General features: G+C 47.4%; 18 protein-coding genes. 14 read left to right on the top strand and 4 right to left on the bottom strand.

Annotated elements, in window-relative coordinates; translation table 11 throughout:
- The first annotated feature begins 43 nt into the window (after positions 1-43).
- The 5 genes from AC50YG_RS09020 (at position 44) to AC50YG_RS09000 (ending at position 6,103) form a co-directional block, all read left to right on the top strand.
- Positions 44-2,014 carry a sensor histidine kinase gene (locus tag AC50YG_RS09020; protein WP_494826237.1) on the top strand — a complete coding sequence of 657 codons (1,971 nt, stop codon included), beginning with the start codon at positions 44-46 and terminating at the stop codon, positions 2,012-2,014.
- Positions 2,004-3,596, top strand: coding sequence for a response regulator (locus AC50YG_RS09015; protein ID WP_494826235.1), 1,593 nt, complete (start codon positions 2,004-2,006; stop codon positions 3,594-3,596). The genes AC50YG_RS09020 and AC50YG_RS09015 overlap by 11 nt, the downstream gene beginning before the upstream one ends.
- A 122-nt stretch (positions 3,597-3,718) precedes the next feature.
- A complete protein-coding gene (locus tag AC50YG_RS09010; RefSeq protein ID WP_473757303.1) occupies positions 3,719-4,006 on the top strand; it encodes a HesB/YadR/YfhF family protein in 288 nt (95 codons plus the stop codon).
- A 147-nt stretch (positions 4,007-4,153) separates the two neighbouring features.
- Positions 4,154-5,155 (top strand): ABC transporter substrate-binding protein, encoded by a 1,002-nt coding sequence (locus AC50YG_RS09005; protein WP_494826234.1) that lies wholly within the window; start codon positions 4,154-4,156, stop codon positions 5,153-5,155.
- A gap of 57 nt (positions 5,156-5,212) precedes the next feature.
- Entirely contained in the window at positions 5,213-6,103 is an 891-nt protein-coding gene (locus AC50YG_RS09000) for a YwqG family protein (protein ID WP_494826232.1), read from the top strand.
- Between the two features lie 131 nt (positions 6,104-6,234).
- Here AC50YG_RS09000 and AC50YG_RS08995 read toward each other — a convergent pair whose 3' ends face one another.
- Positions 6,235-8,220: an AraC family transcriptional regulator gene (locus AC50YG_RS08995; RefSeq protein WP_494826231.1), complete on the bottom strand. Its 1,986-nt coding sequence runs from the start codon at positions 8,218-8,220 to the stop codon at positions 6,235-6,237.
- 173 nt (positions 8,221-8,393) lie between these two features.
- On the opposite strand from AC50YG_RS08995, the gene AC50YG_RS08990 reads away from it, so the two are divergent.
- The 5 genes from AC50YG_RS08990 to AC50YG_RS08970 all read left to right on the top strand — a co-directional run bounded on the left by AC50YG_RS08990 (position 8,394) and on the right by AC50YG_RS08970 (position 13,942).
- Positions 8,394-8,750, top strand: a complete 357-nt coding sequence (locus tag AC50YG_RS08990; RefSeq protein WP_473757297.1) for a nucleotide excision repair endonuclease — start codon at positions 8,394-8,396, stop codon at positions 8,748-8,750.
- A 655-nt stretch (positions 8,751-9,405) separates the two neighbouring features.
- Positions 9,406-10,005, top strand: a complete 600-nt coding sequence (locus AC50YG_RS08985; RefSeq protein ID WP_494826228.1) for a TetR/AcrR family transcriptional regulator — start codon at positions 9,406-9,408, stop codon at positions 10,003-10,005.
- Positions 10,006-10,032: 27 nt separating this feature from the next.
- Positions 10,033-10,782, top strand: coding sequence for a (S)-benzoin forming benzil reductase (locus AC50YG_RS08980; RefSeq protein WP_494826227.1), 750 nt, complete (start codon positions 10,033-10,035; stop codon positions 10,780-10,782).
- 109 nt (positions 10,783-10,891) lie between these two features.
- Positions 10,892-12,883, top strand: a complete 1,992-nt coding sequence (locus AC50YG_RS08975) for an AraC family transcriptional regulator (RefSeq protein ID WP_494826225.1) — start codon at positions 10,892-10,894, stop codon at positions 12,881-12,883.
- Positions 12,884-12,898: 15 nt separating this feature from the next.
- A complete protein-coding gene (locus AC50YG_RS08970) occupies positions 12,899-13,942 on the top strand; it encodes an NAD(P)/FAD-dependent oxidoreductase (RefSeq protein ID WP_494826224.1) in 1,044 nt (347 codons plus the stop codon).
- Positions 13,943-14,088: 146 nt separating this feature from the next.
- On the opposite strand, the gene AC50YG_RS08965 is transcribed toward AC50YG_RS08970, so the two are convergent.
- Together AC50YG_RS08965 and AC50YG_RS08960 are read right to left on the bottom strand one after the other, a co-directional pair.
- On the bottom strand, positions 14,089-15,570 hold the full coding sequence (locus AC50YG_RS08965) for a methyl-accepting chemotaxis protein (protein ID WP_494826223.1): 1,482 nt from the start codon (positions 15,568-15,570) through the stop codon (positions 14,089-14,091).
- Between the two features lie 47 nt (positions 15,571-15,617).
- Positions 15,618-16,190, bottom strand: coding sequence for a GNAT family N-acetyltransferase (locus AC50YG_RS08960; RefSeq protein WP_494826222.1), 573 nt, complete (start codon positions 16,188-16,190; stop codon positions 15,618-15,620).
- 349 nt (positions 16,191-16,539) lie between these two features.
- Here AC50YG_RS08960 and AC50YG_RS08955 point away from each other — a divergent pair, with 349 nt between their 5' ends.
- From AC50YG_RS08955 to AC50YG_RS08940, 4 genes are all read left to right on the top strand, one after another.
- Positions 16,540-18,486 (top strand): helix-turn-helix domain-containing protein, encoded by a 1,947-nt coding sequence (locus tag AC50YG_RS08955; RefSeq protein ID WP_494826221.1) that lies wholly within the window; start codon positions 16,540-16,542, stop codon positions 18,484-18,486.
- Positions 18,487-18,794: 308 nt separating this feature from the next.
- Entirely contained in the window at positions 18,795-20,414 is a 1,620-nt protein-coding gene (locus AC50YG_RS08950) for a helix-turn-helix domain-containing protein (RefSeq protein ID WP_494826220.1), read from the top strand.
- A gap of 86 nt (positions 20,415-20,500) precedes the next feature.
- Positions 20,501-21,463, top strand: coding sequence for an ABC transporter substrate-binding protein (locus AC50YG_RS08945; protein ID WP_494826219.1), 963 nt, complete (start codon positions 20,501-20,503; stop codon positions 21,461-21,463).
- A 144-nt stretch (positions 21,464-21,607) separates the two neighbouring features.
- Positions 21,608-22,753: a stalk domain-containing protein gene (locus tag AC50YG_RS08940; protein WP_494826218.1), complete on the top strand. Its 1,146-nt coding sequence runs from the start codon at positions 21,608-21,610 to the stop codon at positions 22,751-22,753.
- A 101-nt stretch (positions 22,754-22,854) separates the two neighbouring features.
- Here AC50YG_RS08940 and AC50YG_RS08935 read toward each other — a convergent pair whose 3' ends face one another.
- Positions 22,855-24,810, bottom strand: a complete 1,956-nt coding sequence (locus tag AC50YG_RS08935; RefSeq protein WP_494826216.1) for an ABC transporter substrate-binding protein — start codon at positions 24,808-24,810, stop codon at positions 22,855-22,857.
- Between the last annotated feature and the right edge of the window lie 11 nt (positions 24,811-24,821).

Here is a 24,821-nt window from a genome sequence, read left to right as displayed (position 1 = left end):
AGACCCGGGCATAGATCCCGGCATCAGGTGCGCCAAATCCATTATGGACTGGCGCGCTTTTTGCCGCCTGCAAGCAATTCAGGGGCTGGGCCGCGAAGATGGAAGTGAGCCTAACATGGGAAGGCAAATTCGGAGCTATTTTCAAACGACGGCTTATTGGCTGGGCAGAAGATCGATGCAAAGCCGTCTGGTCGCCGCCTATATTTTTATATTGCTGTTTCCTAGCATTGTGGTGTCGAATTATTTATTTGGCGAAATTAGAGACAGCCATATTAATGACACGCTTAGGCAGGGACAGTATTTGGTGGAGCTTGAGAAGGTAAATATACTTAACCAAATCGAAGCGATGGAGCTGGCAGCCCAGCTTACGCTTCTAAGCGCGGATATTACCGGCTATGTGTCTGCACATAAGGAGTTTACGACGGAGGAACTGCTCGATTTGTACCGGGGGCCGTTAACCGATGTCATCAATATTCAAACGAACAATCCGAACATCGCCCATTTGCGCCTGTTTGCAGACAATGACTATATATCGGAAATGTGGCCGATTGTGTTTCATGAGCGGCGTATTCAGAAGGAGCCTTGGTATTCAGAGCTAGCGGAGCTCGGCGGCAAGGAGCTGTGGGTGTTTAAGGAGGAGGATGCCGATATTTTGCACCGCAATGTAACGGATGTCCATAACCAGCTACCGAAGGTTTCCCTGATGCGAGTCGTCCGGGCAGGCAGCGAGCGGATTGGCGTCATTCAGGTGGAAATGCTGCTGAAGCATTTTGCGCCAAAGGCATTTGCCAGCTTGCAGGATGAGGGCTCGCAGATGATACTGGCCGACAGCAAGGGAAGCATTGTGCTTGATGAGCTCCAAGCTTTCGCGGGTACAGGCAGCAATCCGAAGCTGCGAACAGCCATTAAGGAGAATTTCGCTGCAATGAAGGAGCTTGGGCAGCAGGAAATACGTTTTGCGGTGGATGATCATCCTTATTTGCTCATTCGTACGCCCGTGGAGCAGGCGGAAGCAGATTTGCTCAATATCATTTCCCTGGAGCTTGTGTATGAACGTGTATCCAATGCGCAATTTCGAATTATGGCGGTTAATGTGGGGCTTATTGGCTTGCTGTCAATTATTACGTATATGATGAATGCCATTATTCTCAAAAATTTGCGGCGCTTGACCGAAGCGATGAAGAAGGTTCGGCGGGGCGAGACGCCGGCGGGGCTGCCCCTCAGCGGGGGCGGGGAAATCGGCGAGCTGGCGTTCCATTTTAACAAAATGATGCAAACGATTAATGAACTAATTGCCCAAGGCGTAAGAAAGAAGGCACTGACGAAGGAAGCGGAGCTGCGTACGCTGCACAGCCAGATCGACTCCCACTTCTTGTACAATACGCTGGAAAATATTAAAATGCTGGCCGAAATTGAAAACCAGCGCACCATCTCTGACTTGCTTACATCGCTGGGCGGCATGATGCGCTACAACTTCAAGTGGTCAGGCGAATATGTTCGCTTGCAGGATGAAATTCGCCATATTCAAAACTATATTGCTGTCATGAATATTCGCTTTGACGAGCCAATCGTTCTTGAGCAGAGCATCGAGCCGGACTTGCTGGAGGTGGAGATGCTTAAAATGTCCTTGCAGCCGATCGTTGAAAATGCCCTTAAGTATGCTTGGCCAGAGCTGCGGGAGCAGCAGCGCCTTATCCAGATTGCTGCTTTCGAGCATGAGGAGGGCGGAATCGTCATTACGCTTCGCGATAACGGTGCAGGAATCGCTCTTGAGCCGCTTGCGCTCCTCAATGAACGCATCCAGCTGGAACGGGCGGGAGAGCGCCTTGTGGATGAATATGAACGAAGCGCAAAGCCGTTGTACGGCATAGGGCTGCGCAATGTGCATCAGCGCATTCGCATCTATTACGGCAAGCCCTATGGCTTGCAGGTGCGCAGCGAGGAAGGCCATTTTACTGAAGTCATCTTAACGCTGCCCAAGGTGTTGATTGCAGGAGGAGGGAATGATGATTAAAAAGCTGCTGATCGTAGACGACGAGAAAAATATAAGAATCGGCCTGAAAACGATGATTGATCGGGAGTTTCCAGATCACTACCATATTCGGCTAGCCATTCATGGAGAGGATGCGCTGGCGCAATATGAGAGCGAGCAGGCCGATATCGTCATTACGGACATTCGGATGCCGGTGATGGATGGCATTGAGCTGATCAAGCAAGTGATGAAGCAGCCGGAGGAGAAGCGAAAGCCCATTTTTATTATTTTGAGCGGCTATGATGAATTCACTTATGCGAAGGCAGCGATTGAGTATCAAGTCAGAGATTATATTTTGAAGCCGATTCGCCGGGATGAGCTGTTTGAATCGCTGCGCAAGAGCGAAAATATTTTGCAGGCTCAGGCTGAGCTTGCCCGAAAAACAGCAGAGGGCGACAAGTACCGCGAGCAGGTTCGAATGAGCCGCCTGAAGGAATGGCTCAGTCAAGGCGAGCTAATCCAGGGGCAGGTGGAGGAACTGGGCCGTGATGCAGTTATACAATTCGAAGCGATCACCTTGCCATGCCATGTAGCTGTTCTCAGCTATAAATCCGAGAACGGGGAAGCGTTGAACCGCGATGAGCTGGGGCCGCTCGCCCAGAGTCTGCTTGGGCAGCTGGGCGGAACGGTCGCTGCATCCTTTGTGGACAGCGCGGGCAGGCTCGTGCTGATAGGGGACCGGGCAGCGCAGTTTCACGAGCTGCTGAGGCTGACCGGGGGCAAGGAGCTGGAAGGGCTGCGTTTGGGACTAAGCACAGAGGCAGCTAGGTTTGAGGATTTGCGCAGCTGTTATAAGCAGGCAGAGGAAGCGCTGCACTATTCCTTTCTATATCCGGGCAGCCGCCTGCTCCAGTATCAGGATATTGGCGCGTCGCAGCGCCGCATGCATCCGATGCCGGATGAAGACATTCGCAAGCTTGGCAATATGCTGGGCACCGAGCGGGAGAAGGATATTCAAGCGCTGCTTAAAGCTATTTTTCGGATCGAAGATTTGGCTGATGTAGATATCGGTTATTTGCGCCAGGTGGGCAAGCGGATGAATGAGCAGGTGCTCGATGAGGTGTTTCACCTATACGGAGAAGCTTCTATTGACGTGCTGAAGCTGTACCGCAGAGTCGGCAGCATGGACAATTTTCGCAGCTTTCATGACTATTACCGCAGCCTGGAGCATTTGCTATACAGTGTAAATGAGTATGTGAGAGGCATTCGTTCTGCCTATAACGAGCACGCGGAAATCAATGCGGCTATCGCTTATATGGAGACGAACTATGCCCGTCCGCTTAATATGGCGGTTGTCAGCAATTATGTCGGCCTCAATTACTCCTATTTCAGCGAGGTATTTAAGGCGCATACAGGAGAGAGCTTCGTCTTGTATTTGAAAAAGCTTCGTATCCGCAGAGGCAAGGGACTGCTGGAAAGCACGAATGATAAAATGCAGGATATCGGAAGCACGTTAGGCTTCGAGAGCAGCAAGCAATTTACACGTGTATTCAAGGAGCTGGAAGGGATTTCTCCGCAGGAATACCGGCTTAAGGTTAGAGCTGCTGCCGGCTTGCGGGAATGAACGATCAAAGCAAATACATGCTGCTGCATTGACATCAGCCCGTCAATTGGCGATGATGAAGGTATTCGTTCTTGGATTATTTTGCTCAAGAGGCGAATAGGGAATGGAAGGGGCTGACACATATGCAATTAATCGTTGAGCAGCCAGCGGCGAGCTGGTATAAGCAGCAGTTGGAGCTGAAAAATGGAGAGTCGGTCAGAATATTTGTAAAGCTTGGCGGCTGCAGCACTGTCGTACCCGGCTTGTCTCTAGGCGTTAATAAGGAACTGCCAATAAATCCGGGGCTCAGCACTACCGTTGAAGGGATCACCTTCTTTATAGAGGAAGCCAATTTGTGGTATCTCGACAATAAAGGGCTGCGTATTACGTTCGATGAGCGGCATGAGGAAATTGACATGATCGTGGAATAAATAAAGAAAGAGGCAGGGGCCGTTCAAGGCTCCTGTCTCTTTTTTACTCTAACCTTTCTCCATTAACGCCTGTTTTGTCCATTGTGCTAGATGGCAACATCCAGTATATTGATAATGATTATCATCAAATAAAAGAGGGGTTTTCACATGTCTACGAAACAAGTCAGAATGTTCATTGCTGCAATACTATTATTAACCTTCGGTTTATTAGCAGCCTGCGGCTCCAATGGTGGTACAGCAGCAACAGAGTCAGCACCAGCTGCAACAGCAACCGAGTCTGAGACGGTTAAGCCAGCTGCGACAACTGCAACAGAGGCAGCAACACGCAGCTACAAGGATTTTAGCGGGCATGAAGTTACGATTCCAACCCATCCGCAGAAAATCGTATTGCTCGGCGACATTCCAGGGGATTTGCTGGCACTGGGCATTACACCTGCGGGGAACGATTGGGTGAACGAGCCCTACATTTATAAAGACGATTTAGTCGGGGTTGTCGATATTGGCTACCCGCATAATATGGAGAAGGTGCTGGAGCTTGCGCCGGATCTGATTTTGCAGGCTGGATATGGCGGGCCGGATGACACCGGAATTTTCGAGAAAATGTCCAAAATCGCGCCGACGGTCATTTTCAATAGAGATGCGGCAACGTTTGATCGCTTGCGAGAGGTTGCTGACATCGTCAATAAGAAGCAGGAGGCAGAGGCTTGGATTGCCAGCTATGAGATTAAGGCGAAGGCGATGTGGGATAAAATCGGCTTGAAGCCAGGCGAGTCGGCAACGGTCTACCTAAGCCTAGCCGGTGACTTCTATGTTATGGGCAATTTTAGCTTAACGATGTCTCTGTACCAGCCGGGCGGCTTCAGCCCAAGCGCCAAGGTGCAGGAGCTCATCGACAAGAAGGAGGTGTTCTCGCTCATTTCAATGGAGGTGCTGCCTGATTATGCGGGGGACCACGTGTTTTTACTCAGCTCGCCCGGTACAGATGATGAAGTGGAAGCGAAAAAGCTGATGGAAGGTCCGCTTTGGAAATCGATCCCTGCTGTTAAAAATAAGCATGCTTATACGGCTGATATTAGCTGGAACGCAAGTGATCCCATTACAATGGAACGTTTCTTGGACGAACTCCCGAAAATTATGGGCATAGAGTAGGCAATCGTTTACAATAAACGAAGGGTCTACTATATTTTTTAAGAGGAGTTTGATTTCATGCCATTAACGAAACCCAATCAGGAGAAATTGGAACACTTGCTGCAAGAGCAGGAGTATACCCATGCCTTGGACTACTTAATGACACATGCCCGTGAAGGTGTGCGTTTAGCCAAGCGGAACCCAGCGGATTATTCTAAATCCTGCGTATCGCGAATTGGCGGAGATCCCGATCTTCCGGATGACATAGAATGGCCGCTTGATCAAGACGGCACACCGATGACTTTTTTGGCGCAGCTGCGTTTGGAGGATTTGGCACCGCAGGATGCGGCTTCGCGGTTATCGCATGGCGGCATGCTTTATTTTTTCCTCGGAGTGGATGAGCCTGCGTATCATATTGACCATTTCGTCCTGCATTTGAAGGATGAGCAGCTTGCAGGTGCCAAGCGCCGTTTTGCTCCTGAGGAAACGTCGTTGGAGGATGCAGATTTCACAGGCTATGAGGTGGTAGGCCGAGCTTCGATAGAGCTTCCAGGCTATGGCTATGTTGATGAAGAGCAAGTTGAAGATGATGAGCATGATTATGAGGAATACTATGATTTAACGCATGATTTGAGCGGCAGCGAGGATGGTGATCTGGCTGTCATGTTCGGCTACCCGGCAACGCAGCATGGCGACTGCGAGATTGAGGCGGCGCTGATGCTGATGACGGGCAAACGTTATGAGTATAGCCCGGACAAAGCGATGAAGCAGTTGGCGGACCACTTCGGAGGCGATGCTGGACAAGCGGAGCAGGAGGTTGCGGATACACTCGTGCTGCTAACCCTTGATTCGGATAATGACGTAGGCTTCTGCTGGTGGGATGCCGGAGAATTGCAATTTTATATTCGCAAAGAGGATTTGCTGGCAGGGAATTTCACGCGGACTTATTGTTCGCTGTATTCCAGCTAAAGGAAGCTAACGGCGATTGTGAAGCCAAATGAGAAAAAGCATGTTCACCGGCATCAAGCTGCTGGTGAACATGCTTTTTCTATATTTCTAAGCGAAACGGTAGCTTTGCCTTCAGAGGACGGCGACAGGCGTTAAGCCTTTTTGCCTAAAAAGCTCTCTACAATAAATTGCAATTGAGCCTCGAGAGAGATGGGATCATTAAAATAGGAGCCCTCAGCGTTTATAAAATAAACCTGATTTTGCTTCACAGCAGGAAGCCCTTTCCATAGGCTGCTCCCGTAAACGACGTCCGGGTTTCCATCATCCCAGCCCCAATTGCTTGTGAAAACATAGTCCCCGGCATATTCCGGCAGCTGTTCAAGAGACAGGCTCGAGCCGAACTCGGCGCCATCAATAAGAGCCTTTTGAATAATTGCAGGAGCCTTCAGGCCTAGATCACCGTAGATGATCTCTCCGCCTCTGCCGCCTTTATTGCCCCAAGCATAAATACCTTTCGCATAAGGCTGTAAAATCGAGACGGTTTTATCTCCGACGATCTCGGCGATTTTAGGCTTAACCTTGGCAATTTTTGCATGCCATTCTTTGATCCAGGCCTCAGCGATTTGTTCCTTGCCTGTTATTTTCCCGAACTCGGTTAACAGCTCTGCAGGAGTGCCTGCTCCGTATTTAAGCCGTACTACCGGAGCGATTTGACCCAGCTTCTCATATTCGCTTTCTTCCAAAAAATCATAGACAATAATCAAATCCGGGTCGATATTCAGTATGGCCTCCATATTAGTGCCATCGCCGATATCTGCAATTCCATCCAATTTGCCTTCATGATAAGGGTTAACCAATGCTTCGGACAGAGCCGCGACCGGTTTCAAATCCAGCTTGAGCAAATTTCCGATTGCGCTCCCCGTTAAATCAACGATCCTTTCCGGGTTTGCGGGTATGGTGACCGTTCCTGTGCTGTCCGTATAGGTTTTGGTCGCTGCTGCAGAGCTGCTCGTTGGTGATGCTTCCTCCGAAGGCTGGCTTGAGCTTTGCACGGCAGGACTGCTGCTTGTCCCAGACTGACTTGCCCCTGTGTTAGCTGCACCAGAGCAGGCGCTTAACAGTAAGGTCATACATAGCAGCAGGGTTGCCGCCATGGTATAGGGCTTGTTTATTTTTGACACAGAAAATCCTCCACTTCTCGTTGAATGATAATGATACTCGTAATCATTCACACTATAGCACTGCGTATAGGGAGGGACAATGGCAAATTTAGTACGAAATGCGGGCGATTTTGGTATAAGGCTGTTTTGACGGTATTTTGTTCTAAATTCGGATGGCGGCAGTCCATAATATTTTTTGAAGCTGCGGCCAAGTGTATGGGCATCGGGATACCCGACAAGCTCCGCTGTTTCTTGCAGGGAGGTTTCGGTTTGCGCCAGCAAGTCAGCAGCTCTTCTCACACGAATTTGAGTTAGCAGGCGGATGGGGCTCTCATTCATTTGCTTTTTGAACAGCTTGGTCAAGTAGCTTACACTGCAATCGAACAGCTCCGACATCGTTTCCAGCGTAATGGGGTCCCTGTAGCATTCCTGCATATATCGCAGCATTTGTGCCAATAAATCGGGGCGAGTTGGTTCAATTCCTTGTCGCTGCATTTGCCAAAGAAGCTCATGCACAAATTGAAAAAATAAAGTCCGTGCGTGCAATAGATGAAGGGGGTCAGGCTTCATCCAAGCCGTATACATTTTTCCCATCGTCTCGAGCAAAGGCAAAGGATATAAGGGGACAAAGCGATATTCATATTGGAAAGGGCGGTTAAAATCATTAGGCTGCACCAGCTTTTGCGAAGGGGCGAGCATAAGAACGGCCTTGTATAGAATAAGGTAATAGGCAAAGGGCTGCTCTGCCGTAATCGAGAGCTGCGCATTGCGCCCGCCGTGCAGGACATGGAATTGCTCCATAGGATGCTGCGAATGATCCAGCTGTACTTGCGCGCTGCCTTCAATGACATAGAGAAAGGCATTAGCCGGCAGACGATAGGGGGACAGCCTTTCTCCGGTTTCCAGCCGTGCATAGCGAAAATCCATTATTTTCACAGAAGCATGATTCCAGAGCATGATATGATCATCTAGTTTCATTACAGTCTTTTAATCCTCCTAAATGGGGCCACTTTCTTCTTCCTTCATTATATGGTTACACCATTTAAGCGTAAATACGCAGGGGGTGAAAATAAGGGGGAAATTTGAAATGGTGTTGCGGCCGGTTTTGTGGTAGTATTTACTCTTATATTGAATGAGGACGTGAGCAGCGCGTGATTAATATTACGATACCAACACCGGATGTAACAATCGAGAAGCAAATTTCTCCAGAGCTTAGCAATATTTATGGCTTTACTGATTTTCACTTGATCCCTCGCGACAAGGGCGGCATCTTCATGTTCTACAATAAGAGCAAGGAGCTGCTGTTTGTTGGCAAAGCAAGAAAGCTCAGACCAAGAATTAAGAAGCACTTTGAAGATTCGGTATCCCCAATGAAACCGCATCGCGACGAAGTGACGACGATCGAGGTTTGCATCATTGAAGAGCCGGTGGATAGAGAAATCTACGAAACGTATGTCGTGAATAAGCTAAGAGCGAAATACAATGTGGACAAGGTGTTTTTTAAGTAAATTGTAAGTTTCAGAGTTAGGATTGCAAGGAGGCTATGTATACTGTCAATTGAGACGGTGTTCATGGCCTCTTTTTTGTATGTTTTTCGGGATTTTGAGGGGTAAAACGCTTCTTTGATACAGCCATTAATGTATAATAAAAGGATAGCGATTACAGCTAATGATTCCATTTTGGAGGTTATATGAAAACAATTCTGCTTACTTTAGCATTTTCTTGGCTTGCACTCGTAATTATTCTATTACTTTACAGATTGATTAAGAAAGAAATTTTTGCCCGATCAAGAGAAAATATTGGCATGTGCATCAATGGCATCTTGCTAACCTTCATGTTCAGTATTACGAGAGACGAGTCTTATATTCCTTTTATCAATATACCGTTAATGATTACATTTATAGTATTGCTTTGCATCATTGTTTATAAGACGAGAAAACAGAGCAAGACGCCGTCGCAATAGCCTAGAGCAATACATATAAATTTGCAGACATATGAAAAAATAAAGGGTTGCCCTGCTTACGCCTATTATCAGGCATGAGCAGGGCAACCCTTTTTGAAATTATAAATATTTTTTTAACTATCGGTAGTTAAATTATTGACGGACCGACTTCCTATCGCCTATAATCATTTTCAGCAGAGTGAAATAAGGAGTTGAGCAGGTTGAAGAAAAAAGAGCTTACAACGAATCAAATTATTGAGGCGGCATTTGAGCTTTTTGCCGAGCATGGGATCGAACGAACGAGCCTGAGCATGATTGCAGGCAAAGTCGGCATTACGAAGCCGTCGATTTATTATCATTTTTCGACGAAGGAAGAGCTGGTCAGCCGGACGTATGAATATATTTTTCAAAATCATCATTTCAGTAAATATTTTCAAGAGGAGCCCGTTACGAGCGCAAGCTTTCGGGAAACGTTGTATCAGGGCGGACTACAGATGCTTCCGGATGGCAGCAAGGAGCATTTAGCCTCGCTCAGGGTGTTGAGTGAATTTATGATGCTTGCAGAGCGAGATGAGCTGTACCGAGCGCGCCTGACTGATATGCAGCAGGAGTTTTTGAACGGATTTCATGATCTGCTATTGAAAGGCGTGGAATTAGGGACGGTAGCTTCGCGGAATGTAGCGTACAAAGCCCATATGCTCGCCTTGGTCATCGATAATTTATCCCGCTGCATGATGATGAAGGTGGTCATGGACTATCAGGGAGTCTGGGGAGAAACAGTCGATAGCGTCCTGCTGGAAGCGGCGAAAGAGGAGCATTAGAAAAGCGAAATGGGGAGGAAATGCCAAATGAAAATCTTTTTTATTACAGGCACGTCTAGAGGGATTGGGGAAGCATTGGCGGAGCAATTGATGGCAGAGGAGCATCATTTATTTTGCCTATCGCGGGCGGAAAATGAACAGCTGATTGAGCGATCAATTCGCAGCAAGACGAGTATGACTTATTATCCTTTTGATTTGAATCAGCTGCTGCAAATTGAACCTATGTTCACGGCGTTATTCAGCATGATTCCGCAGGACACAGAAATAACAGGCTTCTATTTAATTAATAATGCAGGGATGCTGGCTCCAGTGGCACCAATCGAACAGAACCCAGCTCAAAGCATGATTGAAAATGTGAACATTAATTTGCTCGCTCCAATGATTATTACTGCGAATTTCCTCAAGCGTACAAAAGACTATAAAGGGGATAAGCGGATTATGAATATATCCTCCGGTTCTGCCCGCTATTTACTGCCTTCGCAAAGCTGTTACAGCACTTCGAAAGCGGGTTTGGACTCTTTTTCCAAAAGCGTGAGCTTGGAGCAGTCGAACCAACCGTATCCGGCCAAGGTGGTATCCGTCTATCCGGGGATGATTGATACCCAGCTGCAAGCAGAGATCCGTTCGGCATCTAAAGCGGACTTCCCCTACGTTGATCAATTCATTCAAATCGCGGAAGAGGGCAAGCTGCAGACCCCTGAATATACGGCGGCAAAATTAATTGAGCTGCTGTTTAGCGAAGATTTTGGCAGCAACGTCGTGGTTGAAAACTTATAATCTATGAGAGAGAATCATTATCATTTATAATAGAGGGAGTTGTTGCGACAGTTATCTCATAGAGCGATCCAGCATACGGGAAACTGAGGAGAGGAATTGAAACGGTGCGATGAGTATAGAAGATCATATATTGTTATGGAACCACGCGTTCGTTCGGATGATGGATGTTCGCCATATCATGATGGAATTTAATGAGAAGCTGCCGGCTTATGACTTGCCCGCAAGTGCATACTTGTTGACAGCGCGAGGCAGTGCAAAGGTTTCGTTGGATGGCAATGTGAGCATGGTTCGGCGGTTGCATGTGCTGCATGGCGGCAAAGGAACCCGGCTGGAGATCGAAGCAGAGGATGTATTCGAATTTTATTTAATTTTGTATAAAGCGTCACTCGTTCCACCTTTCCGGCGCGAGCTGCAGCTTCTTATGGAACGGGAAAATCCGTTTCAACAGCAATATGATTTTACACCGCAATATCCGGTTGAATTGCTGGAGAAGGTGAAGCGGATGCATCATGAATGGAGCAGGCTGAATACGCTGGAAAAGCTGCATGCCAAATCGCTGTTCTATCAATTTGTTTATGAATTGCTGTGGCAAATACAACAGCAGGGCTTTGAGACGGACAGTCCAGATTTATCGGAGCAAGCCATTCGTTATATGACGGAAAACTATCAGCACAATATTACGATTGAATCGCTGGCGCAGCTGCTAAATTATAGTCCGCAATATATATCCAGAAAGTTTAAGGAGCAGACGGGAAACAGTCCAATCAACTTTCTTATTATGCTAAGAATGGATAAGGCGCAGGAACTGCTGCTGACGTCGGATGCTACCTTGCAGGAGGTTGCCGCTTCCGTAGGCTATCCTGATATGTTTTATTTCAATCGTATGTTTAAAAAGCATGTGGGCGTAGCTCCCGGCCAGTACAAAAAACGCAAGCTTGTCGGCGGCAAGCTACAATATTCTGCAAAAAAATCGTTAACATCCTCCATTGTGAAACGGGTCGCTCAACGATATATTGGTGATGAAGATGAAAATCATTATCAGTATAAATCAGAGGGGGATTTTACGTTGTACAGAGGTACGAAAACATCGATGACAGCAACCTTATTGCTTTGTCTCATGCTGCTGCTAAGCGCTTGCGGCACAGGAGGCACGAATACGACGACGGCGACAGCAAACGGGGGAAGCCCGTCTGCGAACGTACAGCCAGCAGATGCTGCTCAAGGAGGAGCCGCTACCAGCCAGCAAGACAGCACGAATCCAGCGAGCTCAGCACCAGCTGAAACTACTAAAACGGTATCCACCGTGTTCGGGGATGTTACGATACCAGTAAATCCTAAGCGAATCGTAGCGATAGATTATCTGGGTTCTCTCGTCGCTTTAGGTGCGAATCCGATCGGTTCATCAGAGTGGCTGATGCAAAACCCGTATTTAAAGGATAAGATCGATGGCGTTGAAAATGTGGGTGATTCCATTGAAAAGGTCATGGAAATGGAGCCCGATCTGATTATCACCTTGACAAGTGATCAAGAGAAATATGAATTGCTTAGTAAAATAGCCCCGACAGTGAGTGTTCCCTTTAATAAATTCAAAAATGTTCATGAGGAAATAAACTATTTCGGCGAGCTGCTGGGTGTTCAGGAAAAAGCAGCCGCATGGCTGACCGATTATGATGCTCGCATAGCTGCTGCTAAAGCGAAGGTGAAGCAGGCGCTTCCTGAGGATGCGACGGTCAGCGTGCTTGAAGATCAGGATAAATCGATTTACGTCTTCGGTATTATCTCCGGCCGGGGCGGACGTGCAATCTATGAGGCACTGGGTCTCAATCCGCCAGTAGGACTTACTGAAGAAATTATGAAGGAGAAATATTACCCGATTTCGCTGGAAAAGCTGGGCGATTTCGCGGGTGATTATGTTGTCCTGACAAGCCCGAAAGCAATGGAAGAATACAAAGCTAATCCGTTATGGAGCCAATTGGATGCGATAAAAAATGATCGTGTGTTTCTCTGGACGGAGGATCAATCCTGGTTCCAAGATCCGATTGCGATGCTGTCTCAGGTTGAAGAGCTGGCAAATTGGCTGATCGAGAAATCGAAGTCCTAGATTGGAGGAAGCAGAGTGAAACAATCCAAAGAGTTATACGATGTAACGATAATCGGTGGGGGCCCGGCGGGCATGTACGCGGCCTTCTATAGCGGTATGCGAGATATGAAGACGAAGCTGATTGAAGCCAAGGAAGAGCTTGGTGGAACGATGCTGATTTATCCGGAAAAAATGATTTGGGATGTTGGCGGCGTGACGCCAATCCTATGTAGGCAATTGATTGCGCAGCTTTCACAGCAAGCGCGAACTTTTGACCCGACCCTTGTATTTGGACAGCAGATTGTCGGTCTGGATCACTTGGAGGACGGCACCTTACTTCTTACAGCAGAATCGGGAGAGACGCATTGGACGAAAACGGTCATTCTGACGATCGGCTACGGCGTTCTGACAACGTCGAAGCTCGATATTGAAGGTGCTGATCGGTATGAGGTGAGCAATCTCCACTACACGGTGCAGGAGCTTGAACCGTTTCACGGCAAGCATGTTCTAATATCCGGCGGCGGGGATTCAGCGGTAGACTGGGCTAACGAGCTGGAGCCGTTGGCGGCCAGCGTTACGATTGTACATCGCCGCGAACAATTTGGCGGACATGAGAAAAATGTTGTACGGATGAGACAGTCCACGGTTAATGTTAAAACGCCATATGCGGTTACTCAGCTGCATAGCAAGGATGGTAAAGCAATCAATCAGGTGACGATCAGTCAGGTGGAGAGCGGAGAGACAGAAACGCTGGAGGTAGATGCCGTAATCGTAAATCATGGCTTGAAGAGCGATTGTGGAGCTATTCGTGAATGGGGCTTGGATATTGGCGTTCGTAGAGTAAAGGTAAGCAGCAAGCTGGCTACGAATATACCAGGTGTTTTTGCTGCCGGAGATTTTGTAGATTACGAATCAAAGCTTTATTTAATTGCCGGAGCGTTTACCGATGCGGCCTTTGCCGTGAACAGCGCCAAGCTGTATATGGAGCCAAAAGCCGACGAGGTTGCTTATGTATCCTCGCATAACAGCAAGTTCAGAGAAAAAAATCTGGCGCTTGGTGTTCGGGAAGAAGACGCATAAGAAGTGGGAGCTAACCTTTTAGGGTTAGCTTTCTTTTTTTCTTATTCTATTCATGTGATTTAGGAAGGGAGAGTGCTCGGTTGGGTACAGTGAGTGGGCAGAAGCCGAAGCTGAAGCATCGGCTTTGCCTACACAAATGGCCGAGGCTACTGCTTTGCTACCATCGCCTTGAGCTCAGACAACAACTGGTCCAGCTGACCGTACTCCTGCACCATCGTATGTATCTTCACATCCTGCGTCTCCATGCTAGCATGAACCTCTTCAACGGAAGCCATGTTCTGTTCAGTCGTAGCAGCAATATTGACCATCTCATCGGCCATGCTTGCATAACGCTCATGCAGATCACCCGCAGAACTGCCTACTGTATCAGAGTGCTGCCTCACGAGCTCCATATTTTCGCTGATGCGATCAATAAGCTGCTGTAACTGAAGTGAAACATCCCTGCTGGTTGTCACTGCTGCTTGTCCACTTGTTACCTGCACGTGAACAGCGCTGATTTGCGAACGAATACCAGCTAAAATCGTAGTAATTTCGTGTGCTGCAGCTCTTGAGTTATCGGCAAGCTTACGTACCTCATCGGATACGACTGCAAAGCCTTTGCCATGCTCGCCTGCTCGTGCTGCTTCAATAGCAGCATTAAGCGACAGCAGATTCGTTTGCTCTGCAATCTCGCTGATCGTTCCGACAATCGAGCTTACACGATCATTTTGCTCATTAAGCTGGTTCATCATTTCGACTGTATGCATGATGATCGCTCTAACGCGCTCAATCTCGTCTGATAATGCAGCCATTTGATCCCGATTCTCCACGGTCAACGCGGCATTGTCCGCTGAATATTGTTGCAGCAGTTCCGTTCCATTAAGCAAGCGCTTGACAGCTGTGTCTATTATCTGGGTCGTATCGCTAATATTCATAATGGTTCCCGTCTGTGTCTCAATGGCAGCCGACATGGCCGAGAAGGTCATCGTCACCTCTTTGGAGATTTCTCCTGTTGAACGGACAGTTGCTTGTTGGCTGCTGCTGAACTCGGTAAGCACAAGAATCGAGGATTTCAGCTTGGTAAGCAGCTCCTCCGCCATATCCTTGGAGGCTTCTGCCTCGCGCTGCTTGTCTGTGACCTGCTTCTGCAGCCGCTGGGTGAAGTTGGCCGAGAAAGCCAGCGCCCCTGTTGCAAACATTAAATACAAATACAAATAGACGAGTGATTCTCCTGGGAATAGCTTAGGCTGAAGCACGGGGTTCATAAATAAATAAGTGCTCAGTGCAGTTCCCAGTATGCCTGTGAAAATAATAGGCCGATAATCAGCGTACAGGGTGATGATTGCGAGATTAACATAAACTAAAAAATAGGTGCTTACGATGGGGTTCGGATCGGAAATGATAAGAAAGGAGACAATTATCGTTAAAATGCATGGAACCATATACTTAATATAGTCTGTAAGGATACCCCTATAAGTCATAAAAGTGACTATAGCACTCGTTCCGCCTCCAACGAAGGCGAGAAAAAGAATCATATTTTTATCCAGACCGATGACAATATCTGTGGCTATTCCTAGAGCGAGCACGCCCCAAAGTATTTTTATTAACAATCGGTTCCGCTTATCAAGCTCCGTTAGTACTCTCTTCATCCTCAAATCCACCTTTTTATAATTTATACAGCTAAGCCGATTCAGTTCTAGACTCCTGCGTTGCTAGCGTGTGCAGTGAAAACGGCCTGCTGCGAATAGGAAAGCCAAGCATATTTTTGTTTATTTGAATACATTTGCTCCACATTAATTACCATTGGAACCACATAATCGCCTTTATAAAATACCTTCTCGCCAAGCTTCTCCAACGGTACCTTGAAGGTAACCCGCAATGCCCTAAAAAATACAGGCTCAAGCAACGAAACAAAATATTTGATCTGCCGTTCCTCCGCCGTATAGATAAGGGAGGAAAGCAGCTCAGATATGTATTGCTGCCCTCGATACGGCTTTAATAAGGCTATTTTGTCAATTTCCGCAATTTCTCCCTGTGCGCGCATCAGCTCCGGGTGCTCCTGAAACAATCCGGCTTCGTTGATCGTGCTTGCAGCACTATACGGCTTAAGCTCAGCCGTGCCTACATAATGGCCCTCCGCCGTGACAATCATAAGTCGCTCCAGTGCTTGAGCGGAAAACTCAAGATCAAATCCTTTTTCCCTCCAGACGGTTGTCCAAACACCATTAAACATCGCTAGCTCCAGCTCATTCTCCACCCGCTTAAACATACGTATGCTCTCCTTTGGTTTTTCTCTTTCTCCCAAGTGAATGATCTATATAGTATATTTATCGGGATAATTCACTTAATAATGTACATGCATCAAATAAATATTTACTTTACGTTTAGTTGTAAAATTTATCAGCTTTATATCTATCATTTCTTTACAAACCGATGGTTTCAATATGGAGCAGTCTGCTAAATTCTCAAATCAAATGAAGCATCGAATCCATATTAAGTTATTGAAAAACCGATCGGCAAAAAGAAAAGCAATAGGACTGACGTACTTGCTGCTTGGAGGTTATCCTTTATAATAAAGGAAGCAGGTTCAGCATTCATTTTCGTTTCGAGGTGTTTTTATGGAATGGCAGAATACGATCCAATTATGGAACCAAAGGCCTGTTCAAGTGCTGGATATTCGCCATCTTACGATGAATCCGGGAGAGGAGCGGTTAGCCTATCGTCTTCCTGCAAACGCTTTTGTATATGCCAATCAAGGCAGTGCCAGGCTGGAAATGGAGGAGCTGGAAGCTCCTTGCGATAATGGTTATTTGCTGCATAGTGGAAAAGGAGCTAACCTGAGCATATGGTGCGGGGATGAGCCGTTTGACTATTATTTAGTTTTGTATAAACCGCTGGTCATGATAGGCAATCAAGTAAGGCATGGTGATTTAGAGCAGCAGGATGTGTTCGGGAGGCGCTATGCCTTTGAGGTGATGCATGCTTTGTCTCTGCTGTCGCTGCTGGAGCAGATGTCCCAGCTGTGGGAAAGCAGCGAGGAGCTGGATCGTCTGCAGGTAACGGGATTTTTCTATCAATTCGTGGTTGAACAGTTTCGCCAACTGCAAATGGTGAAGGCCGAAGCAGCGGTACCAGATTTACCAGAGCAAATCGCTGAGTACATTCACGAGTATTTTCAAAAAACGGTAACGATGGAAACGATGGCTGCGAAGTTTCATTACAGCACGCATTATTTGGCAAGGGTGTTTAAGCGCAAATTCGGCTGCAGCCCCATGGAATATTTGTTGCAAGCTCGGATTAATCGAGCCAAATATTTGCTTACGGAGACGGATACGCCTATTCGCAGCCTTGCTGAAAAGGTGGGCTATACCGATATTTATTATTTCAGCCGTCTGTTCAAGAAGCTGACAGGAGTCACTCCTACACAGTTTAAAAAGCTTAATCTCAGCTCAATAGGTTCAATTCGTCCAAAAATGATGCCCGAATCGTTCATTGCTCCGCAGGCTGGACAAGGCTATATTGATAATAACGAGAATCATTATCAACATAACGCTTGGAGAGTGAATGAAATGAAGTGGGGTTTTAAGCCATCTTTTGCCGTAACGTTATTATTTAGCTTGTCGCTGCTGCTTGCTGCATGTGGCGGTACAGCTGCAGAGCCGCAGCAGAGCGCTCAAGGGAGCAATGCTCAGCCAAATGCAACCGCCACGGCTGATGCAGCGTCGGAGTCACCAGAAGCAACGACAAGAATGTATAAGGATGCACTCGGACGTGAGGTGGAAATTCCATCGAACCCTAGCAAAGTGGTTGTTATCACTTATGGCGGTTATTTGCTGCCTTTGGGCTTGCAGCCGGTTGGCGTGGATCAGGCGGTGCTTGATCATTATCCGGAGGAGCTGGCAGGCGTTGCTAGCATTGGTGAAGGGCTTGGCAATGTCGAGGCTGTTTCTGCGCTCGAGCCGGATTTGATTATTTTGCCAGAATACCATGATGCATCGGCCTACACCCAGTTTGAAAAGATCGCGCCAACCGTTGCTGTCTCATGGGGCGGCGATCCCGATGTCATCAATACGCTGCGGGACATGGGCGATATTATGAACCGCAAGCAAGAGGCGGAAGCGTGGATTACTAAATTTGAAGCGAAGCTTCAAAGCGTCCGCGACCAGCTTGAAGTAAAAGTGACGCCGGGCGAAACGGCTATCACCTTTATTCTTTACCAAGGAGAGCTGTTTCTTGGAGGCGAAGGCGGCACGCTTGGCAAATTGATTTATGAGGATTTCGGCTACCAAATGCCGGAGCAGTTCAAGCAATATGCGGATGGCGGAGCCGCACTATCCATGGAATCGCTAGCCGATCGCCCAGCCGACTATTTTTTCACGCAAATGACCGACGAGGAATTAGTGGAAATGAATAAGCTGTTCCAAGAGCCGCTGTACCAATCGATCCCTGCGATCAAAAATAATCGGATTATCAACGTAACCCGCGATAAATGGAACTACGGTCCTTATTTAGCGGAGCAAGCGGTTGATGAGATGATTGAGAAGGTAGCGAATGCTCAAAAATAAGCAGGTGTCTGTCAGGGGCCCTATGCTTGAAAAAAAGACTGAAAGTTCGGGAGCTTGTCTCCCGGACTTTTTTTTGAAATATAGGAAAAGATATGATTTTCCCATCCTTTCTCTATATTTCTACGCGAAACAGCAGCTTTGCCGCCAGAGGACGGCGACAGCCGTTTACGCTTGCATCCTTCCGCTTGTATGGGGCACAGCTATAGCCACGTCAATGCCACAGCCGCCCTGCGGCCTTTCTGCTAAAATAGAAGATAACCGTGGTTAAAGGACATCATCATCTAAAATACGCATACAAGGTGAAGCATATGGAACAGGGCAGGGAAATGACGCTGGCACTCATTGCGGCAAATGTACGAATCAAGCACATTCATTACGAACGCTTGGAAGGGGATGAGCATATTCAGCTGAGTCATAGAGCTGGAGGGAGACTTCTGCTCGTTGCAAGCGGTGAAGGTGTATTGGATTACGGGGACCGAGAAGCTAAACGAACGATACGACGGGGCAGCTTTTGCATCAGCATACAGGGAATAGATATTGCTGTTCATGCAGCTGATGAAGAACCAATTGGTTTTTATGAGCTTATTTTTCAGCATGATTTGCTGCAGGGCAATTCAGCTGCCTTTTGTTATTATGCAGAATTGTCCAAGCGTGCTGCTGGGCAGCTTATTGACCGCATGAAGGAGCTGTATGTGAATCGCCTTGATCAAGGCGAGCTGGAGCGATTCCGTCTGCACATTGATTTTCAGGAGCTGCTGTATCGAATGTTAAAGGATGTGGAGGAGAAGCGGGAGCTGAGCCAACGGGAATCGCTGCTGCTGACTGCCAGATACATGGAGCGAAACTTTCATGAACCGTTATCGCGGGATAAAATGGCGGAAATGGCTGGCATGAGCGCCCCGTATTATTCTCGTGCCTTCAAGAAGGCGCTGGGCAAAACGCCTCAGGAATATTGGACAGGAGTCCGGCTCAATCATGCGAAAAAAGCGCTCATTCAAGGCAGCGACAAAATGAGCGAGATTGCCGAATTTACCGGCTTTGGAGAGCCTTATTATTTTAGCCGTGTATTCAAAAATGTGCTCGGCATTTCGCCGACAGTCTATCAGAAGCAGCCACGCCAGCGTGTCGTCTGTCTTTATCCGCCGTTTATCGACTGCATGCTGGCGCTGGGCGTGATGCCATCCGCAGTCATGATCGATTCGGCCCATCCGCTGAGCGGACGGCTGGAGAGGTCGCTTCACTTAGGAAGCGCGGAGGCGGCGTTCGGAGAACGTGAGGCGAGCCTGCTGGAGGAGCAGCAGCCGGAATTGATTTTGTGCAGCGACTATATTCATCCTGATCAGGAGCAGCAGCTAAGTCGTATTGCACCAACGGTACCTGTTACTTGGAGAAGAGACCGGCGAACCGATTTGCTGGAAATTGCAAGGCTGCTGGGAAGGCGCGAGACAGCCGTGTTGCTGCTTGAAAGCTTCGATAAACAGCTGGAGCATGCCCGTGAGCAATTAAGCCGAAGGATAGGGCGCGCCAGTGTCGCGATGCTGCGATTTCATGCACAGCAAATGCGCCTATATGGCGGCCCTAAGCATGGCTTCGTCGGTCCTATACTCTATCGCGATTTGAATTTGCAGCCGCCAAGGCTTGTTCAGCAACTGACATGGGATAAATGGTGGGCTGCACTGACGCCTTCTCAGCTGCCTTTGCTGGATGCCGAGCATTTGCTAATCGTTATAGATCCTGGTATGGAGCAAGAAGCGGAGCGTATTATGGCAGGAGAGCTGTGGGCCAAGCTTGCTTCTGTCCGAAAGGGACAAGTCTATATGGCCGACTATTTTACGTGGATGAGCAGCGGCATGGAGTTGGATAAGCTAAAAATAGCAGAAGCGCTGCAATTGTTTGCTACTCAACCTCAGGACACAAAAATCCTATGAAAAAGTTCGATTTGTCCTTGGGAAACTAATGAAAAAGGAATATAGTGATAACGATTATCATTATATTCGTGGGAGTGGTTGGAAAGATGTTTAAGGCAGGCTTATTGCCCAGCATGATGCTGGTGCTGATTATTTTGATTACGGGATGTGGGGCATCAGAAATTGGCTCCGGCTCCGCAGAGGCTGTAACGGAAAGTGCGCCCATATCAACGGAAACGAGCACGGCAGCAGAACGCGTTGTTACAGATGAGCTTGGGCATGAAATTACGATTCCGGCTGAGCCGAGCAAAATTATCGGCATTTATTTAGAGGATGAATTAACGGCACTGGGCGTTACGCCGATCCGCAAATCAAGAATTGGCACATGGAGCGGACAAGACTATTTGGGGCTTACGGTAGAGGACATTGATATTGAAGGCGATGTCGAGGCTTTTGTGAAGGCGGAGCCGGATTTGATTTTGACGAATGTGTACGAGGAAAAGCAATATGGACATTTATCCAAGGTTGCTCCGATGTACGCTTTTACGGATGCACGCGCGGACTGGCGTTCCACGATTCGGACTCTAGGGGACTTGCTTGGCAAGAAGGATAAGGCGGAAGAGGTTATTGCTTCGTATGATAAAAAAGCGGAGGAAGCCGCAGCTGTCCTTAAAGCTTCCATTGGTGAGGAGACGGTCGCGATACTGCGTGTGCATGCCAAGTCGCTTAGACTTTACGGAGGACCGGGTTATGCAGGACCTGTCGTGTACAACGAGTTGAAGCTGAAGCCAAGCAAGCTGGTGCAGGAGCTCGTGCTCGACAAGGAGGAGAAGGTGGTCAACTTGTCAATGGAGATGATTCCGCAATTGGATGCTGATCATATTTTTCTGACGGTAGATACGGGTGCGGAGGAACAAGCGAAGGAACTGCTCGAAAGCTCGCTGTGGAAAAACCTTCCTGCTGTTAAGAATGCCAACGTCCATGAAGTAAATTTCGAGACGTGGATGAAGAGCGGCCCAATTGCTGACAGCAGCAAAATCGATGATGTGCTCGCGGTATTGGCACCATAATTTCCATATTTTTAAAATGAAGCTGCTTTCGGCATTGTGCTGGAGGCAGCTTCTTTTATTATGCGGTTATTGTTGAACTCTCTAATAAGCACTGTTTCATGCCGATAATTACAATAGTATACGGATATACGGAGGGATAAACAGATGGAGAGAAAGCAAGCAGCTAAAGGCAGCTTATTACTGCTACTAGCTTTAGTATTAATTATGATGTCTATATCATCAGTATCGGCAGCAGCTGTCCCAGTCGAGAAGCCGATAAAATTTTATGTACAGGGTAAAGAAATTAAGCCCGTTAACGCCCCCATTATTCGTGGAGGACGGGTGTATGTTGAGTTTCGCAGCGCCGTGAAGGCTTTAGGCTTTACTTTTAACTATGATAAGTCGAGGAAGATCATTACGGCCAGATCAGAGGATGCCTTTTTTAAAATTGATTTGAATAGTGGAACGGCTTATGTTAACGGAAGAATGTTCAGGTATGATTGGGCGACGCCTGCCATTATTGATTCTGGGGCAAATACATTAGTACTGGGGCATTTATTTCATGCTACTGATTATTTATATGCAGATTATTATTCAGACAAAAATATCGCGGAGGTATACGAAAGTGCGTGGGGAAAGCCAAAGAAAGCCGATCTAAGAATGATTCGCTCCATCCTTGAAACGCATTATTATACCGTTTTTGAGGCTGCTGAGCTAAGAAGTTTTGAGTTGAAATCATGGGGAAGTTTCGTGACCATACACGTAGATGTGTTTATACCTAAGATCGGGGACGAGCTGCTGGATCGAATGCTTCATGCGGATATTGAAATGAAACGTGTAGATGACATGGGATGGGCAATACATAAAATTATGCCAAATATTGAGTTTTTAGATTACGAGTCGCTTCCAGAAAGGGAAGTGGAGGTGCTGCCTGACGATAAGACTGAAATTTATGCCTTAGTAGAAGCTTACATAAAGGCATTGAATGACAAAGATGCCGCAGCTCTAATTGCGCTGCTACCTCCTGACTACTGGCTGGAGGAGAAGAGTCTAAGCAAGGAGCAGTTAGAGGAGTATTATAGTCGTAATCTATTTAGCTATAATTTCGAGTATAAGTTAAATCAAGCTGCGATAGTATCTTATGAGGCTAATAAAGCTAAAGTATATATTTTCTCAACAACGATAGATAAAGATAATCCGCTGGAGGAATATCCAAGCCATTACCTACAGGATGTGGTCCAAGCTTCTGACGGCAAATGGTATATGAACTTCCATAAATTCGTGCTATTAAACTCAGAAATATGGGAATAAGTCAAAACAAGCAGTGATAGGCGCTTACGCCCGTCGCTGCTTGTTTTTTATGGAGCTAATCATTGACCTCATTAATCTATTTCATTAGCTCCATTAATTTATCATTTCGTACTCACAAGCCAGTCAGCCAGCTCTTCCGTTTGGGTCAGGATGGCGATCGGGTCCCAGTACCAGGAACGTTCTTTGCCCCAAATAAATACCCGGTCGTTTTTGACAGCGTCGAGCGTGGACCAGATCGGGTCTGCTTTGAGATCGTCAATGGACAGCCTATCGGTCGTGAGTACAATATAATCCCCGGCGTATTGAGGCAATACCTCATTCGAAAGGGTTGCCCAGCCTGGATCGCTTATCTCAGCAGCTACTGCAGCAGGAGGCTTAAAGCCAAATACATTGTAAATGGGCTGCCCGCCTTTGCCATAGTTGGCGCCAACCGCCGAAACGTCTTTACCAATCCATTCCAAGACGGAAAACGTGCTGTCTGCGGGAATGACCTCAAGTACTTTTTCTTTTGCAGTTGCTATGCGCTTATCGTAGTCGGCAAGCCATGCAGTTGCTTCCTGCTCCTTGCCCAGCAGCTCGCCAAAATAGGAAACTTCCTCATGTACCGATTTAAGTGAAGCATAAGGAATAATAATAGTTGGTGCGATTTTGCTGAGCTGATCATTCATTTCAGTGTACATGTCATCCATAATGATCAGGTCAGGCTCCATGGAAACAATTTTCTCTAGACTGCCGTTTCCGTCTCCTAAATCCTCTACATCCTTTAAAGCTTCGCTTAAATAAGGATTGGAAAGATGGTGGGTGGAAGTTCCAACCGGAATCACACCGAGTGCCAGCAGGCTGCCTAAATATTCTCCAGCCACTACGCGTTTTGGATGCAGCGGAACCTCAACATCGCCCATAATAGTTGATACGGTTTTAGTTCCCTCTTGCTCAGGCGCGACGGTTGCTGTTGCTTGCGGTGAACTGCTTGGTTCGGTAGAGCTTGCTGCACCGGTCCCAGCATTATTGCTGGACGCTTGCGTTCCGCAGGCGCTGAGAAGAAGCATAAAGCTGAGTAATAATACCGCCGCCATGGACGGTTTTGATTCACTAAACATGTCAGACTCTCCCTCTTCGCTACGTTGATAATCGTTATCAGCTACATCAGTATAGCGGAGCGTTTTTGGAGGGGCAATGGAGAATCTCATGATTGTAGCAGGACAATCTTCTAAGCTTTGTTTAGTGGAATGCTCCGCTCTGAATAGAGAGGGAGAGACGCCTTTATATTTTTTGAACAGTCTGCCTAAATAATAAGGGTCACGGTAGCCAACACCTGTCGCTATTTCGCTTAACGTGGCATCCGTTTCAAGCAGCAGAGCCGCGGCCCTGTCAATACGGACCTTGATTAAATAATCAATAGGGCTAACGCCCGTCCGGCTTTTAAAATAGGAGGATAAGTGAGGAACGCTGTAATTTAGGCTTTCCGATAAGGATTCAAGTGTGATGGGTTCGGCATACTGCTTATGAATGATCGCAATGATTTGCGCCGCCAAATCACGCTTTTCTGCACGAGTGCCCTGCAGCTTCAGTTGATTTAATAGTTCGTGGACGAACTGGGAAAGCAGGTTTTTGGCGCGCAGCTGTCCAAGTGCCTCCGCCTTGTTCCATTCCTTGTGCATGTCCGTCAAGCAGCGGAATAAAACGACGGGGTGGGCAGGCGCAAATTCATATAGTGTGTGAAAAGGGCGCAGCCGTTCAGCAAGCTGAATAATGGGCTGCGGCGCAGGCTCCGGAATTGTCGCTTTATAATAGACGCTATAATATTCAAAGCCGTCCTCGCCAGCTTGGAAATCAAGCGAGGCTCCTTTACCCGTATGCAAAATCTTAAAACGGCTTAAAGGATGCCATTCTCCGTTAACCTGCACCTGTGCACTTCCACGTATACACATAATAAACAGGCTGGCAGGTGCTCTATATGGACGAGTGGATTCACCCGGTTTCAAACTAACACGGCGAACATCCAGCAGCCGGCAATAGGTGTAATTCCATATCGCGATATGATCATGTATGTCCATCCTCTGAAACC

Source organism: Paenibacillus sp. J31R34 (assembly GCF_059383715.1).
Note: the sequence above shows the minus strand (reverse complement) of the source record. Positions and strands in the feature narration are given on the sequence as shown.